At 41.4% G+C, this 19,206-nt stretch carries 9 protein-coding genes; all 9 read left to right on the top strand.

The window, feature by feature from the left end; translation table 11 throughout:
• Window positions 1-48: 48 nt before the first annotated feature.
• The 9 genes from ACQY73_RS20930 (at window position 49) to ACQY73_RS20890 (ending at window position 19,175) form a co-directional block, all read left to right on the top strand.
• Window positions 49-2,700 (top strand): permease prefix domain 2-containing transporter, encoded by a 2,652-nt coding sequence (locus ACQY73_RS20930; RefSeq protein WP_428654552.1) that lies wholly within the window; start codon window positions 49-51, stop codon window positions 2,698-2,700.
• 78 nt (window positions 2,701-2,778) lie between these two features.
• Entirely contained in the window at window positions 2,779-5,412 is a 2,634-nt protein-coding gene (locus tag ACQY73_RS20925) for a permease prefix domain 2-containing transporter (protein WP_428654550.1), read from the top strand.
• Window positions 5,413-5,499: 87 nt separating this feature from the next.
• Window positions 5,500-8,157 (top strand): ABC transporter permease, encoded by a 2,658-nt coding sequence (locus ACQY73_RS20920; RefSeq protein WP_428654548.1) that lies wholly within the window; start codon window positions 5,500-5,502, stop codon window positions 8,155-8,157.
• A 75-nt stretch (window positions 8,158-8,232) separates the two neighbouring features.
• The gene (locus ACQY73_RS20915; RefSeq protein ID WP_428654546.1) at window positions 8,233-9,240 is read left to right on the top strand and encodes a hypothetical protein; all 1,008 of its coding nucleotides are present in this window, start codon (window positions 8,233-8,235) and stop codon (window positions 9,238-9,240) included.
• 219 nt (window positions 9,241-9,459) lie between these two features.
• A complete protein-coding gene (locus ACQY73_RS20910; RefSeq protein ID WP_428654544.1) occupies window positions 9,460-9,798 on the top strand; it encodes a PadR family transcriptional regulator in 339 nt (112 codons plus the stop codon).
• A 1-nt stretch (window position 9,799) separates the two neighbouring features.
• Complete coding sequence (locus ACQY73_RS20905) at window positions 9,800-12,409, top strand: permease prefix domain 2-containing transporter (protein WP_428654542.1); 2,610 nt, start codon at window positions 9,800-9,802, stop codon at window positions 12,407-12,409.
• A gap of 62 nt (window positions 12,410-12,471) precedes the next feature.
• Window positions 12,472-15,102: an ABC transporter permease gene (locus ACQY73_RS20900; protein WP_428654540.1), complete on the top strand. Its 2,631-nt coding sequence runs from the start codon at window positions 12,472-12,474 to the stop codon at window positions 15,100-15,102.
• Between the two features lie 104 nt (window positions 15,103-15,206).
• Window positions 15,207-17,837, top strand: coding sequence for an ABC transporter permease (locus tag ACQY73_RS20895; RefSeq protein WP_428654537.1), 2,631 nt, complete (start codon window positions 15,207-15,209; stop codon window positions 17,835-17,837).
• A 78-nt stretch (window positions 17,838-17,915) separates the two neighbouring features.
• Window positions 17,916-19,175: a serine hydrolase gene (locus ACQY73_RS20890; RefSeq protein WP_428654535.1), complete on the top strand. Its 1,260-nt coding sequence runs from the start codon at window positions 17,916-17,918 to the stop codon at window positions 19,173-19,175.
• Window positions 19,176-19,206 lie beyond the last annotated feature (31 nt).

The following is a 19,206-nucleotide window of genomic DNA, read 5'->3' as shown; positions in this document are numbered from 1 at the left end:
GTAAAATAACCCTTCCACTTTTACCTCTACACTTTCAACCTAAAAATCATGAAACCCGGAATCGTAAGACCGCCTCACTTAGCTGACAAATTCCTTCAATGGTTCTGCGCACCTCATTTACTTGAAGATATACAAGGTGATTTGCACGAGGAGTTTGCTTACCAAGTCAAGCACATCGGAGTGCGCCGCGCCCGTTGGCTGTATTGGTGGGAAGTACTGGGATTTATGAAACCGAGCTATGTTAAAAGAAAGCCATCAATCTATCCAACAACCTACTTATACAGCCCGACCATGTTACAAAACTACTTCAAAATCGCTTTTCGTAATCTGTTGAAACACAGAGGTTACTCGTTCATCAATATCTTCGGATTAGCTACCGGCATGGCCGTGGCGATGCTCATCGGTTTATGGATATATGATGAATTATCCTTCAATACCTACCACAAAAACTATGATCGTATCGCACAGGTAAGGTCGCGTACTTTTGGGGAGCACGGCATTGGTATCAATAGCTCATTGCAGTATCCTTTGGGAACTGAGCTTAAAACCAATTACCAAAATAATTTTAAACACATTGTCATGGCTTCGTGGGAGGTTGATAATGTGCTTTCGGCAGGAGAAAAGAAACTATCACGAAAGGGGCTGTTCATGGAGCCTAACGCGCCCGAAATGCTTACCCTGAAAATGCTCTATGGCTCTCGGGAGGGGTTGCGTGATCCGCACTCTATCCTGATTTCGGCCTCAACTTCCAAAGCACTTTTTGGAGATGCCGACCCCATCAATCAATTTATGAAAATCAATAACAAGATTGATGTCAAGGTGACGGGCGTATACGAGGATATGCCGCTGAATACTCAATTCAACCCTATTAAATTCCTCTCTCCTTTCGACTTATGGGTTTCTGAAAATCCGTGGATCAAAGAACGCGCTATGACAGACTGGGATAATCATTTTTTGAAAATCTACGTTGAAATTAAGCCGGGTACTGACTTTGAAAAGATCTCTGCCAACATCAAAGAGGCCGAACTGAAAAATCTTGCCAATTTTAAAGAGCAGCAAAAATTAAAACCGGAGGTATTTCTGCATCCGATGAGCGATTGGCATTTGCATAATTATAAGCGCGGGCTGTTAGATCCGGAGCCTATGAAAATGGTTCGGCTCATCGGTATCATCGGCGCATTTGTACTGCTGCTGGCGTGCATCAATTTTATGAATTTAAGTACAGCCCGCTCCGAAAAACGCGCCAAAGAAGTAGGTGTTCGTAAGTCTGTTGGTTCGATGCGTGGACAATTGATCGGGCAATTTTTCAGCGAGTCTTATTTAGTGGTCATTTTTGCTTTCCTCTTATCCCTGCTTCTGGTCGCGCTGAGTTTGCCGTGGTTCAATGATTTGTCAGCCAAACAAATGACAATGCCTTATCAGCATCTTTCTTTTTGGCTTATCAGTTTGGGCTTTATTTTCATAACCGGTTTATTGGCAGGAAGTTATCCGGCGCTGTATTTATCTTCTTTTCAGCCGGTAAAAGTATTGAAAGGTACACTTCGAGTGGGGCGTTTTGCTTCCACTCCGCGCAAAGTATTGGTAGTAACTCAGTTTACGGTTTCCGCAACGCTGATCATTTGCACCATTATCGTTTATCGGCAAATTCAGTTTGCTCAAAATAGGCCCGTGGGTTACAGTCGAGATGGATTACTCATGATGGAAATGAAATCCGGTGATTTTTATGGAAAATATGACTTGCTCAGATCTGAATTGAAAAATACGGGAGTGGTTAATGAAATGTCTCAATCCATGGGGAAAGTGACCGAAGTATGGTCAGGAAATGATGGTTTTGAGTGGAAAGGCAAGCACCCATCCGCCGATGAAAGTTTTGGAACGCTGGTCGTGACGCCCGAATACGGGAAAACCGTAGGCTGGCAATTTGTACAGGGAAGAGACTTTTCACGAGCATTTACCTCCGATTCGGCCGGAATGGTCATCAACGAAGCCGCCGTTAAGTACATGGGGCTAAAGCATCCTGTTGGAGAACATGTCAGTTGGAAATTTCAGGACCTTGAAACAAAGCATTTTACTATTTTAGGAGTGGTGAAAGATATGGTTATGGAATCTCCTTATGAGCCCATCAATCCAACCATTTTTATGATAAAAGGCCACGGCGGAGTCAATTGGATAAACATTAAGATCAATCCTAATGTCAGTGTAAGTGAAGCATTGCCAAAAATTGAAGCTGTTTTCAAAAAACTGATTCCATCGGCTCCCTTTGACTATAAATTTGCTGATCAGGAATACGCCTTGAAATTCGCCACCGAAGTACGTTTCGGTAAACTGGCCGCCTTTTTTGCCATACTTGCTATCTTTATTTCATGCCTTGGGCTTTTCGGGTTGGCGTCGTTCGTGGCTGAGCAGCGCACCAAAGAGATCGGAATTCGTAAAGTATTGGGCGCTTCCGTCACTAACCTTTGGAGCCTACTGTCCAAAGATTTTGTGGTCTTGGTGATCATTTCCTGTCTTATCTCGGCTCCCATTGCCTATTACTTTATGAGTGACTGGATACAAAAATACACGTACCGAACGGAAATTTCGTGGTGGATCTTTGTGGGTACGGCCATCTTGGCCGTTAGCATTACCTTACTGACGGTGAGTTTCCAATCCATTAAAGCCGCATTGATGAATCCGGTAAAGAGTTTGAAAACGGAATAAAAGAATGAGTGTAAAGGTGAAAGTAGAAAGTGTAAAGTACCTTTTTACTTCTCACCTTCCACTTTCAACCTGAAAACTATGAAACCGCCCCGCTTAGCTGACAAACTCCTTGAATGGTTCTGCGCACCTCACTTATTGGAAGACATTCAAGGAGATTTGCACGAAGAATTTGACTGCCAAGTCAAGCGAATCGGTGTGCGACGCGCTCGTTGGCTGTATTGGTGGGAAGTCCTGGGATTTATAAAACCGAGATATATCAAACGTAAACCAACGGAATTTCCAACCACCTACTTATACAGCCCGACCATGCTACGCAACTACTTCAAAATTGCATTTCGTAACCTGCTGAAACACAAAGGTCACTCGTTCATCAATATCTTCGGATTGGCTACGGGAATGGCGGTGGCTATCCTGATTGGGCTTTGGGTTTGGGACGAGTTGAGTTTCAATAAATATCACCAAAACTATGAGCGAATAGCCCAAGTGATGATAAAAGAAACAGACGAAGGAAAAGTTGGATATTCGACCTCTGTGCAATATCCGCTGGCAACTGAATTAAAAACAAACTATCAAACTAATTTTAAACACATCGTAACGGCCTCAAATGCAGCGGAATATATATTGACGGCCGGTGAGAATAAATTTACAAGAAAAGGGCAGTTTATGGAAACAGAAGGCCCTGAAATGCTTTCACTAAAAATGGTTTACGGCAATTGGTCCGGCCTTAAAGACCCTCATTCCATTTTAATTTCGGTCTCTACGGCACAAGCACTGTTTGGTGCTGCTGACCCGCTTAATCAGTTGATGAAGATCAACAATAAGTTAGAGGTAAAAGTAACGGGCGTTTATGAAGACTTACCGCTTAACTCAGATTTCAACGACATCAAATTTCTCGCCCCGTTTGATTTATGGGTTTCGGACAATGATTGGGTAAAAAAAGCTATTCAAGATTGGCATAATCATTTCTTAAAAGTTTATACAGAGATTTTACCAACTACTGACTTTGAGAAAGTTTCCAAAACAATCAAAGAGGCCGAACTGAAAAATATCGGCGAACTGAAAGACAAAGTTGCCGAAAACCCGCAGGTATTTTTGCACCCAATGCGGAATTGGCATTTATATCCTTTTAAGAACGGGGCCGTAAATGCTGAACCTACCCAAATGATTTGGCTTATCGGCATTATCGGTGCCTTTGTGCTGCTGCTGGCTTGTATCAATTTTGTGAATTTGAGCACTGCCCGTTCTGAAAAACGCGCCAAAGAAGTAGGCATTCGCAAAGCGATAGGTTCCGTTCGGGGGCAACTGATCAACCAATTTTTCAGTGAATCCTTTTTGGTGGTCTTTATCTCCTTTTTTCTCGCCCTTTTTCTGGTAGCAATTTCGATCAATGGGTTCAACGATTTATCCGCTAAAGCGATAATCGCACCTTGGGGAAATGCCTATTTTTGGTTGCTTTGTCTTCTTTTTATTCTCATAACCGGGCTCTTGGCGGGAAGTTACCCTTCTTTTTATTTGTCTTCTTTCCAGCCTATCAAAGTTCTGAAAGGCATCAACTCAGTCGATCGCTTTGCCTTTAAACCGCGAAAAGTCTTGGTCGTTTTTCAATTTACCATTTCGGTTACCCTCATCATTAGCACCATTGTGGTATATCGTCAGATTCAATTTGCCAAAAATCGTCCCGTGGGCTACACACGCGAGGGCTTGTTGATGCTCGCCATGAAATCAGATGCTTTTGCAGGCAAATACGAAATACTCAGAACCGAACTGAAAAATATGGGTGCGGTAAGTGAAGTATCCGAATCAATGGGGCGAATGACACAAGTGTTTTCAAGTAATGACGGTTGGGAATGGAAAGGGAAAAAGCCTGAGCAGGATAAAAGTTTAGGCACATTGACCGTTACTCACGAACACGGGAAAACCGTAGGCTGGCAGTTTATAAAGGGAAGAGATTTTTCAAGGGAGTACTCCACTGATTCCTCGGGCATCGTCATCAACGAAGCAGCGATGAAATACATGGGATTACAAAACCCGCTTGGCGAAACGATCAGTTGGAAATTCAGAGAAAATACCGCCTATTTTCAAGTGATAGGCGTCATAAAAGATATGGTGATGGAATCGCCTTACGAGCCCATCAAGCCGACTGTTTTTTATATAAAACCCATCAATGGAAAACCCAATTGGGTGAATATCAAGATCAATCCATCTATCAGTATCAGTCAGGCACTACCAAAAATTGAGACTGTTTTTAAGAAAATTGTTCCCTCCGTTCCTTTTGATTACAAATTTGTAGATGAAGAATACAATACGAAGTTTAAAGCCGAAGAGCGCATCGGTAAACTGGCAACCTTCTTCGCTATTCTGGCCATTTTCATTTCCTGTCTGGGCTTATTCGGGTTGGCTTCTTTCGTAGCCGAGCAACGCACCAAGGAAATCGGAATCCGTAAAGTGTTGGGCGCAACGGTAGCCAATCTGTGGCAATTATTATCCAAAGATTTCGTGGTGTTGGTGATTATTTCCTGCCTGCTCGCCGCACCGATTTCTTATTATTTCATGAACGAGTGGTTACAAAAATATACCTACCGAACGGAAATCTCGTGGTGGATTTTTGCTGTATCAGCCGCAGGGGCGCTGACCATTACGTTGCTGACGGTGAGTTTTCAAGCGATTAAAGCCGCCTTAATGAATCCGGTAAAGAGTTTGAAAACAGAATAAGAAGAAGTGTAGAGGTCAAAGGCGAAAGTGTAAAGTACCAATTTTACTCTCGCCTTTAACCTCTTCTACACTTTCAACCTAAAAACCATGAGACCGCCCCGCTTAGCTGACAAATTCCTGAAATTCTTCTGCGCTCCTCACCTGTTGGAAGAGATTCAGGGAGACCTGCACGAGGAGTTTGACTACCAAGTCAAGCGCATCGGCGTGCGCCGCGCCCGTTGGCTGTATTGGTGGGAAGTACTGGGATTTATGAAACCGAGGTACCTTAAAAGAAAACCAACGTCCTATCCAACAACCTACTTATACAGCCCGACCATGTTACAAAACTATTTCAAAATCGCTTTTCGTAACCTATTGAAACACAAAGGTTATTCATTCATTAACATCTTCGGACTGGCTACCGGGATGGCCGTCGCTATACTTATTGGTTTATGGGTTTGGGATGAATTATCCTTCAACACCTACCATAAAAATTACCCTCGAATTGCACAGATAGTGCAAAATCAGGAAATGAACGGAGAGATAAAAACGAATACCTCCGTGCCTTATCCTTTTATTAATGAGTTGAAAACCAATTATGGCGAAAGTTTTAAACACATTGTTACCTCAACGCATACAAGCGAGTATATTTTGACGGCCGGCGAAACGAAACTTTCCGGCAAAGGGCAGTTTATGGGAACCAAAGCCCCCGAGCTTTTCACCTTTGAAATGAAGAAAGGCGATTGGGAAGGATTGACTGATCCGCAATCCATTTTGCTTTCGGCTTCCCTTGCCAAGGCTTTGTTTGGCGATACTGATCCCATGAATAAGCCGCTCAAAATCAGTACTGACCTAAATGTAAAAGTAACGGGTGTGTACGAAGATTTCCCGCAAAACTCTGCGCTTTATGGCCTACAATTTGTGGCTTCCTGGGATTATTTTTTGGCTACGAATCGGTTTATGAAAGAAAAGAAGTGGGATAATCATGCCCTTTGGATGTATGTTGAAATCAAGCCTGAAACGAATTTTGCAAAAGCAACTGCCGTCATTAAAGACTCCGAAATCAACGTAATTAAAGGGCTGGATGACATGCAGGAGGAGGAGGCTACCCATCCGCAAATGTGGCTGCATCCAATGAGCGACTGGCATTTATATTCCACATTCAAAAATGGGTTACTCGATAATGGCCCCGTACAATACGTTTGGCTTACAGGAATGATCGGCTTTTTTGTGTTGCTGTTGGCCTGTATCAATTTTATGAATTTGAGTACCGCCCGTTCCGAAAAGCGAGCCAAAGAAGTCGGTATTCGCAAAGCTGTTGGCTCCTTGCGTGCGCAGTTGATAGGACAGTTTTTTGGCGAATCGTTTCTGGTCGTTATCATCGCCTTTGTCATTGCCTTAACCATGGTTTTGTTATCCTTGACAGGCTTTAATCAACTGGCCGATAAGCAAATGGCGCTGCCATTGACCAATGTATATTTCTGGCTATTCAGTTTGGGCTTCATTTTTCTGACCGGGCTGGTGGCGGGCAGCTACCCGGCATTTTATTTGACTTCTTTTCAACCTGTTAACGTCTTAAAAGGCGCCGGTCTCCAATGGGGACGCATGGCATCGTTACCTCGTAAAGTATTGGTAGTCTTACAGTTCACGGTCTCCGTCACGTTGGTTATTTGTACCGTTATCATCTATCAACAAGTGCAATTTGCCAAAAACCGTCCCATCGGTTACTCACGTGACCGACTGTTGATGGTTCAAATGAAATCCGGTGATTTTTACGGAAAATCAGAAGTCCTGCGCAGTGAATTGAAAAACACGGGCGTTGTGGTGGAAATGGCCGAATCCCAAAGCCCGATCACCGGCGTATGGAGCGCCAACACCGGTTTTAGCCGAAAAGGCCAATCTTTAGATAATGAAAATTTTGCTACACTTTCCATCACTCCCGAATATGCCCAAACGGTAGGATGGGAATTTTTAGCGGGTCGAAATTTCTCCAAAGCCCTTGCTTCCGATTCGGCGGGTTTTATCATCAATGAAACCGCCGCGCGGTTGATGGGTTTTCCGAAAAATACGCCGATGGTTGCCCTCGGGGAAATCGTTCATTGGAAAAGCCAATTTATGACCAATGATGTAGAAAAACCGTTCAAAATTGTAGGCGTTGTGAAAGACATGGTCATGGAATCACCGTTTGAACAAGTGAAGCCTACGGTCTTTCTTATGGCCGGCAACCCTAATTGGTTGAACATCAAAATTAATCCGGAAGTCAGTGCAGCAACGGCGCTTCCCAAAATCGAAGCAGTCTTTAAAAAACTCATTCCGACCGCGCCATTTGATTATACATTTGCCGATGACGAATACAATGCCAAGTTCAGATCGGAAGAACGGGTCGAAAAACTGTCGAGCCTATTTGCGGTGTTGGCCATTTTCATTTCCTGTCTGGGTTTATTCGGATTGGCTTCGTTCGTAGCTGAACAGCGCACTAAGGAAATCGGAATCCGTAAAGTGTTGGGAGCAACGGTGACCAATCTGTGGCAATTGTTATCCAAAGATTTTTTGATATTGATCATTATTTCCTGCCTGTTTGCCGCGCCGATTTCTTATTATTTCATGAACGAGTGGCTACAAAAATATACGTACCGAACCGAGATTTCGTGGTGGATTTTTGCTGCATCCACAGCAGGAGCTTTGATAATAACATTGATGACGGTAAGTTTTCAAGCTATTAAAGCAGCATTGATGAATCCCGTGAAGAGCTTGAAGACGGAATAGGAAAAAGGGAAAGAAAGAATAGGCATTCATGCAACTATTTTGTTGAGTTTATCATCTTGCCGTAAACTTAACGCCATGAAAACATTTTTTCCTTACTTATTTTTATTTGCCGGTTCTGCTGCCCAAGCCCAGGAATCCAAACCAATTCCAACCATTGACGATGCCCTAAAAAAATACGATTTTATACAGGGCCAAGTGGTTGATAACAAGGACACTATCATCTATTATTTGAAGAATTATCAAAAGAAACCAACCAAGCTGGTGGTATATATTCAGGGGACCGATCCAAACCCTATTTTTTCTTATTCACAAAACAAGGGGGAATATTCTGTTTCCAGATGGTTTGGAGACGATTATAAACTCTTAGACTCCAATTACACCTACGCCATCATCCCAAAACCGGGTATAGCAGGTATATTTGATAAAAGTAAACTTTCAGTACCAAAGGAATATCAGGAGAAAAATTACCTCGAATACCGAGTAAAACAAATTGACCTTTCCATCAACGATATAATCAAAAGGCATTTAGCAAAGCCCGAGAAAATAATCGTTTATGGGCACTCGGAGGGAGCCACCATTGCGGCACCATTAGCGTTAAAAAATAAAAGTATAACTCATCTGGGATTTTGGTCAGGAAACGTATTGAATAATTTTTACGAATTTTCGCTCTTTAACAGAATCGAATCATTGGCCGGAAAACAATCGGATTCTCTTGCGCATCAACATATTATGGGAATTATTGATTGGTATAGCTCGGTGATAAAAAACCCAAATTTGACAGATATTGACCAAATGGGGTACACAAATAAGCGTTGGTCTTCCTTTGAAAAAGCGCCCATAGAATATTTGTTGAAGTTGGATATTCCGATTTATGCCTATTTCGCTACAGAAGATGAAAGCACTCCTATTGAAACCGCCTATTTGCTTCCCATACAATTTATGCAAAACAGGAAAAACAATCTGACCTTTAACGTTTGTATAGGCTGTAACCATTCGTATGAGAAAGAGATAAACGGCAAAAAAATAAAACTCTGGCCTAACGTATTTGAAGAATTCCTTCATTGGACCGACCATAAGAAATAGCGAAGTCTCAGCGAATCTGCCTATCACAAGTTATTTTTCTATTTTAACAAGGCAATCTATGCGGGTTGCCTTGTCCGTTTTTACGCTGAAAGGTGTCCAAAAGCGGACACTCCTATTTTCCATTTTTCATAAAAAAGTGCTGTAAATACCGGATTCAATGGGTTTACTTTCGTTGGCACGGCATTTTATCGACATTATCGTATCAAATATAAACAAGACATGAAACGAACCTTTTTGGGAGAGTTTGAAGAGATAGTTTTACTGACCGTTGCCATTCTTGGGGAAGAAGCCTATGGCGTTACCGTAACCCAGGAACTCGAACAAAAAACGGGTCGGGCGGTTGGGTTCAGCAGCATACATACCACGCTGCAACGGCTGGAAGAAAAAGGCTTTTTGTCCTCGAAAATGGGCGGAGCCACGGCCGAGCGAGGTGGACGCCGTAAACGCTTTTTTGAAGTCACCGCGTTGGGGCGAAGAGCGTTGATGGAAGTAAAACAAGTGCGCGAAGAGTTGTGGGGAGCATTGCCTCCTAATATGTTGCAATTGATGGGAGGATAATATGGGCACGAATAAGCCTAAATCCCCTTTACCGCCGCGCTGGGCTTCAAAACTTCTGAGTTGGTGGGCTGACCCCAACACGGCAGAAGAAATACACGGCGACCTGCTGGAACTGTACTACTATTGGATACAAACGGTGGGGAAACAAAAGGCCAATTGGCGGTATGCACTGAGTGCTCTCAAACTGTTAAGACCCTTTGCGAAACCAAAAGAATCGACACATTACCCAACTGACAACTTATACAGCCTTATGATAAATAGTTATTTTAAAATCGCCTGGAGGAATTTATTAAAATATAAGCTCTTTTCCCTGATCAATATCGTGGGGTTAAGCCTTGCCATTCCTTCCGCTTTGATGGCCTTAATTCAAATTGTCAATTATTACGAATACGACAATTTTCACCAAGATGGCGAACGGATAGTGCGCGTAATAACCGACGAAAATCGGAAAGAAGGTGAAATAATAAACTGGGCTTCAAGTCCGGTGCTATTGGCCAAGCATGTCAAAGAAAATCTTGCGGGTATCGAAAACGCAGCAACGGTAGTGCGAGATCCTAAGTGGGTTTTGAGCAATGGGATAAAAACAAAAAACATAAAGGCCATTTATACGGATGCTTCTTTTTTCCAACTCTTTTCTTTTCCATTGGAAAAAGGAACGTATCCCGTTGAACCCAAAACCATTGTTCTCACCCACGAAACTGCCCAATGGTTTTTTAGAGATGCCAATCCCATCGGCAATTTTTTAGAGCATCCAAAGTATGGCGGTTTTAAGATCGTCGGGGTTTTAAAACCATTTAATCAGCAAAAAACGCAGTTCCGTACCGATGTCATCTTACCAATCGTCGATTATTTAACCCTCAATGACAAAAAAACGGATTGGTCAACGCTAACTGCACATACCTTTTTAAAATTAACAAAAGGCAGAACGGCCATCGACCTTGACAAACAGCTTTCAAAAACTTCCACCGAAATCAATAAATTAATCGGAACGACGGCCGGCAAAACCCTGCATTTCAAAGCCCAAAATCTGGCCGACATTTCACCGTCGAAGGAAATATTAGAAAATGACCCCTACATCCAAGACCTCAGAAGCATCTACATAAATTTAGGGTTTCAGCTCATTCTCATTTTACTGGCCTCCTTAAACTACATCAATCTTACCCTTGCCCGCTCCATGAACCGAGGCCGCGAAGTAGGGGTGCGGAAGGTAGTGGGTGCTACAAAACCTCAGCTTATTCTTCAATTTTTGACCGAATCCGTATTGGTTTCTTACATAGCGTTGGGTATCGGTTTGTTGTTATTATGGTTTATTAAAAATCAGGTGCATGTTTCTTGGCTCACGTGGGAAATTGATCATTTGGGTTACCTGATTCTGTTGTTTTTCGTTTTCAACCTGATTCTGGGTTTAGTAGCGGGTGCTTCGCCAAGTCTTATTCTGTCTTCCTATCAGCCTGTAAAAGTGTTGAAAGGTACTGTTTCGCCGGCAAGTTTCGGAAAAATAGGTTTTCGTAAATCGTTGATCATCGTTCAGTTTACGATTGCATTGGTGTATATATTTTTCATGGGTCATGCGTATCATCAAATAGATTATATGGCCAACGACAATGAAAACTTCCGACGTGAAGGCATCCTAAACATTAATTTGGCTGGGAATCAGAATCAACGATTTGCTACTGATATAAACGCGATCAAAGAGGTGCAAAAGGTAGGATATACTTCCCTCAATTTTGGCATTGCTCCCACGTATTCAGGCATTAAAAACACAAAGAATGAGCCCTCAAAGCCGGCATTTTACTACGCTGCCGATCATAATTTCATTGAAAATATGGGTCTGAAAATAGTGGCAGGCACAAATCTGATCGAAAGTAATTCGGGGGAAACTTCACCCATGATCGTGGTCAATCAAAAAGCTGTAGAAAATCTAAATCTTGGCTCGGAAAAAGAAGCTATTGGAAAACTTATTCTGGTAAATGATACGCTTTCAGCGACAATCATAGGAGTTGTTGCCAATTTCTGCCATTATGATTATGAACATAAAATAGAGCCTGTCATCTTTCAATATCGGCCCGCTTTATTTAAAGTGATGTGTGTAAAAACCAGTCCGGTAGAGGATCGAATTGCACTCGAATCTACCCTGAACGATCTGTGGAAAAAACACAATCCTTACCTCGAAATGAACGCCTCATGGTTGGATACCGATATGTACGAACGCTACTATCCTTATGAAGACATGAAGTTTGCGGGCATGGAAAGCATTGTGATTTTTGTGATCGCCATCTTAGGACTCATCGGCATCCTTACCTACAGTTTGGAAAAACGAACGAAAGAAATCGGCATCCGAAAAGTAATGGGCGCCACTGTTGGGGAAGTCATCAAACTGATGTCGGCTGACTTTATCAAATTACTCGCCATTGCCACTGTCATCGCCATTCCTCTTGGCATAGCCATCGCAATGTTCATGAACAGTTATCTCGTATTTAATAATGGAATAGGCTATTTAGCCATGTCCTTTCTGCTGTTCCTTGTTGTAGGTATTGCCTTAGGAGCAGTGGGGTATTTTTCATGGAAAGCCGCCCAAACCAACCCCGCAAGAACATTGAAGGCAGAGTAAGAAAGCGTGTAACGTATAAAGACAGAAAGTGTAAGGAGAATCTTAGTTTATACCGCAAAACTATGGATCGGAATCAACCACCGCGCTGGGCCACCACACTTTTAGGTTGGTGGGCCGACCCAAATACGTTGGAAGAAGTACAGGGCGATTTGCTCGAACTGTATACGTATTGGGTGCAAACCGTGGGCGTTAGAAAAGCCGATTGGCGCTATGCGCTGAGTGCACTTAAATTATTGCGGCCTTTGGCAAAAAGAGAAACACATTATCCCAAAACCTACATATACAGCCCAACCATGATACGCAATTACTTCAAAATCGCTTTTAGAAATCTTGCACGAAACAAGGTTTATTCTTTTATCAATATTGCAGGCTTATGTATTGGCCTGGCCTGCGCCATGCTGATTATGCTGTATGTAAAAGATGAAGTAAGTTTTGACAGATTTCATAAAAATGCAAACAACATTTACCGCATAGCAAGAGGGCAAAAAGGATTAAAAGGCTACTTTGAAATTGGCAGTACCGGTTTTTTACAAGGGCCGAGGTTTATGCAAAATGTCCCCGGAATAAAATCTTTTGTTCGTGTGCAGGGCGGTTCTGAAGACATAAAAAATGGAACTGCAGTGCAGGAACAGAATGGCGTTTTGCATGTTGACTCCAATTTCTTTTCGGTATTGACATTCCCCTTATTAGCCGGAGACCCTAAAACCTGTTTAACGGAACCACATTCAATTGTATTAAGCGAAGATGCTGCAAAGAAATATTTTGCTACCACTGATGCTGTCGGCAAGGTAATGATGATAAAAGAAGATACGGCCTTTGTTCCTTACAAAGTAACGGCTGTTGCAAAACGTTGCCCGCAAAACTCTTCTATACAATTTACGGCCCTGATGCCTTTAATAGTATCCGATGCTGATGCAAAGGATACCCATAATTGGTTTAACCTTTTCCTGAACACATTTGTAGTGTTGGATGAAAAAGCAAACATGCAAACAGTGGAAAATCAAATGCAGCGTTTTTATGTAGCAGATGCGAAAGCTACTTTCTATGAAATGCTGAAAAATGATGGCGGCGACCCGAGTCAAATTCCCATGGGCACCTATCTTTTGCAACCGTATCTTGACATACATCTGAGCACACAACTACCGGCAGGCAATGGTCTCACCAACGCAAGCAACCCGATGTACTCGTATTTGCTTTCGGGTATTGCCTTGTTTGTGTTACTGATTGCCTGCATCAATTTTGTGAACCTCACTGTTGCCAGGTCTGTTAAGCGTGCAAAAGAAATCGGCATTCGCAAAGTGGTGGGCAGTGATAGAAAACAATTGATAGTCCGGTTTCTCGGCGAATCGTTTTTTCTTTGCACTGTTGCTTTTGTATTAGCTATCGTTTTGGTGCAATTTTTATTGCCGTTGTTTAATGGGCTTTCCAATAAAGTATTAACGATTGCTTATTTGTTCGATGCAAAATTAATTGCAGGTTATATTGCTTTGTATATTATCACAGGCTTGCTGGCAGGCTTTTATCCTGCATTGGTTTTATCGGGTTATAATCCTGTGCAAACTTTGTATAGCCGTTTTCAGATTGCAGGCAAAAATTACCTGCAAAAATCGTTGGTGGTATTGCAGTTTACGCTGGCCTCATCCTTAATCATAGCCACCGGAATAATTTATGCACAGTTTAATTTATTAACTAAAACAGATTTGGGGTACGATGACAGTAATCTTGTTATCGTAAATAAAAACAACCTGGACAATACTGATGCTTTTGTTTTCAAAAATGAATTGCTCAAAAACCCAAATATTATTGGCGTAAGTATAAAGAATGCCGGCAACCGGGGCACCGGTACAAAAAATTTCACTGACGGTACCGTATTCTTTGCTGATGAAACGATTGATGAAAATTATTTGCCGTTACTAAAAATACCATTGGTAGCGGGAAGGAATTTTTCAAAAGCATTTCCTGCTGATTCTGCACAATCAATTATTGTGAACGAAAGTTTTGTAAAAGCGGCAAAATGGAAAAATCCTATCGGCGAAACTGTACAGATGTTAGGAAACAGTAATGAAACCTATAGTGTAATTGGTGTGGTAAAGGATTATCACTTTGCACCATTGACTCAAAAAATAACACCGCAAGCATTCTCATTGAGAGGTAACTATGGAACCTACTATATCAAGATAAAACCCAACACGGCAGCTACAAGTTTAAAATGGATACAGAGAACATATCAGCAGTTTTACCCGATGGACCCTTATGCTTATGTGTTCAAAAACGAAGAAAATAGGAAACAATATGCTGATGTTGAAAAATGGAAACAGATTATTTTATTCAGCGCAATACTTACCATATTTATTTCATGCATTGGTTTGTTTGGATTATCGCTTTTATCTGTAGAAAAACGAACGAAAGAAATTGGCATACGCAAAGTGCTTGGTGCATCGGTGCAACAAATTGTTACAACACTTTCAAGCGATTTTATAAAGCTCGTTGTATTTGCTTTAATCATTGCATCACCGCTTGCATACATGGTTGCAAACAAATGGTTGCAAAATTATCCTTATCGCATTGAAATAAGTTGGTGGCTTTTTGCATCAGCAGAATTCTTAGTAGTAATAATTGCATTATTTACTGTCAGCTTTCACTCCATCAAAACAGCCGTTTCCAACCCGGTCAAGAGTTTACGAAATGAGTAAAAACAACGTTGCAAAGCGGTCCGCCGCGGCGCAAATCAGCAAGGGGCAAATTGAAACAATTGCCCATTTGCTTGCTTGCAAATCTGCCTTTTAAAAAATTGATTATGAACCAAAAACCACCGCGCTGGGCCACCACACTTTTAGGTTGGTGGGCCGACCCAAATACGTTGGAAGAAGTACAGGGCGATTTGCTCGAACTGTATACGTATTGGGTGCAAACCGTGGGCGTTAGAAAAGCCGATTGGCGCTATGCGCTGAGTGCGCTTAAATTATTGCGGCCTTTGGCAAAAAGAGAAACATATTATCCCAAAACCTATATATACAGCCCAAACATGATACGCAACTATTTCAAGATCGCCTTTCGTAATCTATTGAAACACAAAGGTTACTCCTTCATCAACATTTTTGGTCTGGCAACCGGTATGGCCGTAGCAATGCTCATTGGTTTATGGGTTTGGGATGAATTGAGTTTTAATAAATACCATCAGAACTACGACGATATAGCTCAAATACGATATTCCTACTTAGACCAAAGTACCAATACAATCAGAAATAGTGATGCCGTACCTTTTCCAATGGGGGCAGCTCTTAAAAGTAATTATAATCAAAATTTCAAGCATATTTTAATGGCTTGGTGGCTGGGCGATTATACACTTTCATCCGGCGAAAATAAAATAATATCAAAAGGCGAGTTTATTGAACCTGAAGCCATTGATATGCTTTCATTAAAAATGCTGAGTGGCTCCAACAATTCTCTTTACGACCCCCACTCTATCATTCTTTCTAAAACAAAGGCCGAGGCTATTTTTGGTAAAGAAAACCCCATTAATAAAGCTTTAAAAATCGATAATAAAATTAATGTTAAAGTAACCGGGGTTTATGAAGATTTGCCACAAAACAGCAAGTTTGGCGAGGTGAAGTTTTTTGCATCTTGGGATTTATGGGTTTCGACTAACGATTGGATGAAGAGTACTATAGATGATTGGGGAAATAGTTCTTATAATGTTTACGTACAAAAACAACCGAATATTTCGTATTCAGCTGCAAACGCAGCTATTAAAGACGTTTTCTACAAGGTTGGAACTGGAGTAGATAAGCGCTTTAAGAAAGAAGCCATTTTATATCCAATGAGCCAATGGCACTTATATTCTGAATTTAAAGAGGGAAGGCCCGCCGGTGGCCTCATCACTTTTGTATGGTTATTTGGCATTGTTGGTCTTTTTGTATTGCTTTTGGCTTGCATTAATTTTATGAATTTAAGCACGGCACGATCTGAAAAACGTGGCAAAGAAGTGGGTATTCGTAAAGCAATTGGTTCTGCAAAAGGAGCTTTGATTTTTCAATTTTTAAGCGAATCCTTTCTGGTTGTTTTATTGGCATTTTTTCTGGCAATTTTACTCGTAGGTTTATCAATTTCTTGGTTTAATGAATTAGCAGATAAAGAATTGTCATTACCTTTTTCTAACCCACTGTTTTGGCTACTCAATTTGACATTTATTACATTTACCGGCTTTTTGGCAGGGCTTTACCCCGCCTTTTATTTATCGTCCTTTCAACCTATTAAAGTACTGAAAGGTACAATTCGATTGGGACGTTTTGCGGCAATTCCTCGCAAGGTTTTAGTTATTGTTCAATTTGCAGTCTCGGTGGTTTTGATTATCGGAACCATTATTGTCTATCAACAAATCCAATATGCGAGCAATCGGCCAATTGGCTATAATAGAGATGGTTTGATTACTTTACCGATGAACGACCCCAACTACAAAGGAAAGCTCGATGTAATCAAAAGTGAGTTATTAAATACCGGTATGGTGGCAGAAATGGCCATGTCATCCAGTACCTTGACTAAAATCAACAACAATTCCAGTGATTTTAGTTGGAAAGGAAAAGACCCTGATACGGAGGCAAGTTTTGCCTGCATGAATGTTACGCATGATTTTGGAAAAATGGTGGGTTGGCAATTTATAGCCGGTCGAGATTTTTCAAAGATTTTCTCAACCGATTCTTCGGGAATTATTATCAATGAAACGGCGGCAAAATATTTGAATTTGAAAAACCCTATCGGTGAATTTATTAAATCAAGAGGTGGTACCTATTCTTTGCAAATTGTTGGCATAATCAAGGATATGATTATGGATTCTCCTTATGAGCCGGCGAAAAGAGGCATATTCTTTTTGGATAAAAACTACACGGCAGCCAGTCAAATAGTTATCAAAATTAAACCAACAGTCAGTGCTACGGAGGCTTTGCCAAAAATAGAAGCAGTTTTCAAAAAAATAGTACCTTCTGCATCATTCGATTACAAATTTGTAGATAAACTATACGCAAAAAAATTCAGTCAGGAACAGCGTATTGGCAAATTGGCTACTTTCTTCGCCATTCTTGCCATTTTCATTTCCTGTTTGGGTCTTTTCGGATTGGCCTCTTTCGTAGCTGAACAACGTACCAAAGAAATCGGCGTACGTAAAGTATTAGGCGCTTCAGTAGCTAATCTGTGGCAATTATTATCAAAAGATTTTGTGGTTTTGGTCATTATCTCCTGTGTCATCGCGGCTCCGATTGCTTACTGTTTCATGAACGAATGGTTGCAAAAATATACCTATCGCACCGAGATTTCGTGGTGGATTTTTGCCGTCTCGGGCGCGGGGGCTTTAATGATAACTTTATTGACGGTGAGTTTTCAGGCCATTAAAGCGGCCTTGATGAATCCGGTAAAGAGTTTAAAAACGGAATAACCCCCGGTCTCTAAAGGGGAAAAAGGGAAAAATTATCTTTTTAAAAATTAAAATCCCCCTTTAGGGGTTAGGGGTCTTATGATACGCAATTACTTAAAAATCGCCTTTCGAAATCTTGCCAAAAACAAGATTAATTCGTTCATCACTATTAGTAGGCTTGCCATTGTAATCTTTTTGGTTTTAACTATTACCACATGTACTCACGAAAATAAACATTGGAAGATAAATACGGCTTGGGAAAGCCTAATTGCACAGGAACGAACTCAGCCCGGCTCGATTACTCAGGTCGACAATTCGGTGATTGCTTATATGAAGAAGCATAATGTACCCGGGTTGTCGATTGCTATCGCAAAAGACGATAAGTTAATTTATACGAAGGCGTATGGATTTGCTGATGTGATGACACAGGAAAAGGTGACTGCGAAAAGCCTCTTCAGATTAGCCAGTGTGTCAAAACCTATTACGGCAATAGCCATTATGAAATTAATCCAGGATGGCAAATTGTCCCTGAATTCAAAAATATTTGGAGATAGCGGTATTTTAGGAAACGATTACGGTCCCTTGCCTGATGACTCGAACATAAAAAAAATAACCATTGATCACCTGTTACATCATACCAGCGGCTGGTCAAGAAATACAGAAAATCCCACTGAAGATGACCCTACGTTTATACAGCCGTCGTTGAATTCATCACAACTTATAGCATGGGTATTTAGCCATCAGACGTTAAAAACACCACCGGGAACCGCCTTTGCGTATACTAACTTTAATTTTTTCCTTTTGGGGCGAGTGATTGAGAAAGTAACGGGTCAACGTTACGCGGATTATGTTAATTCAACCATATTACACCCCATTGGCATTACAGACATGCAAATTGGAGTCAATTCAAAAGCTGAAAAAAAACCTAATGAAGTAGTCTATTATGAAGAAGGTAATGAACCCTACACTATTAATCTGTCAAGAATGGATGCAGGTGCCGGCTGGATTGCTTCTGCAACGGATTTAGTAAAACTGATTGTCGTTGTTGATGGACTGAAACAGAAAAAGGATATACTGAATAGTTCAACCCTTCAGACAATGCTCACCCCTTCAACAGCCAACAAAGAATACGCCTGTGGCTGGAGATTGGCAACTTCCGGCAATCTTCGTAATTGGTACCATTTCGGAGAGCTAATGGGAACTGCTACCCTGCTGGCCCATACGCATTTAGGTTACTCCTGGGCGATACTCACGAATACCGGTTATCAAAATGAACAAACCCATTCCGATTTAGACCAACTACTTTGGCGCGCAATTAATGATCCGGCAACGCGATGGCCTGACAAAGATTTATTTTAAAAAAGTGCTGCTCGAAGGAATAGCTATACAT

Origin of the sequence: Runella sp., assembly GCF_965279615.1 — a bacterium.
Lineage (GTDB): Bacteria > Bacteroidota > Bacteroidia > Cytophagales > Spirosomataceae > Runella.
The sequence above is the reverse complement of the archived record's forward strand: the minus strand, read 5'-3'. Positions and strand labels throughout refer to the sequence as shown.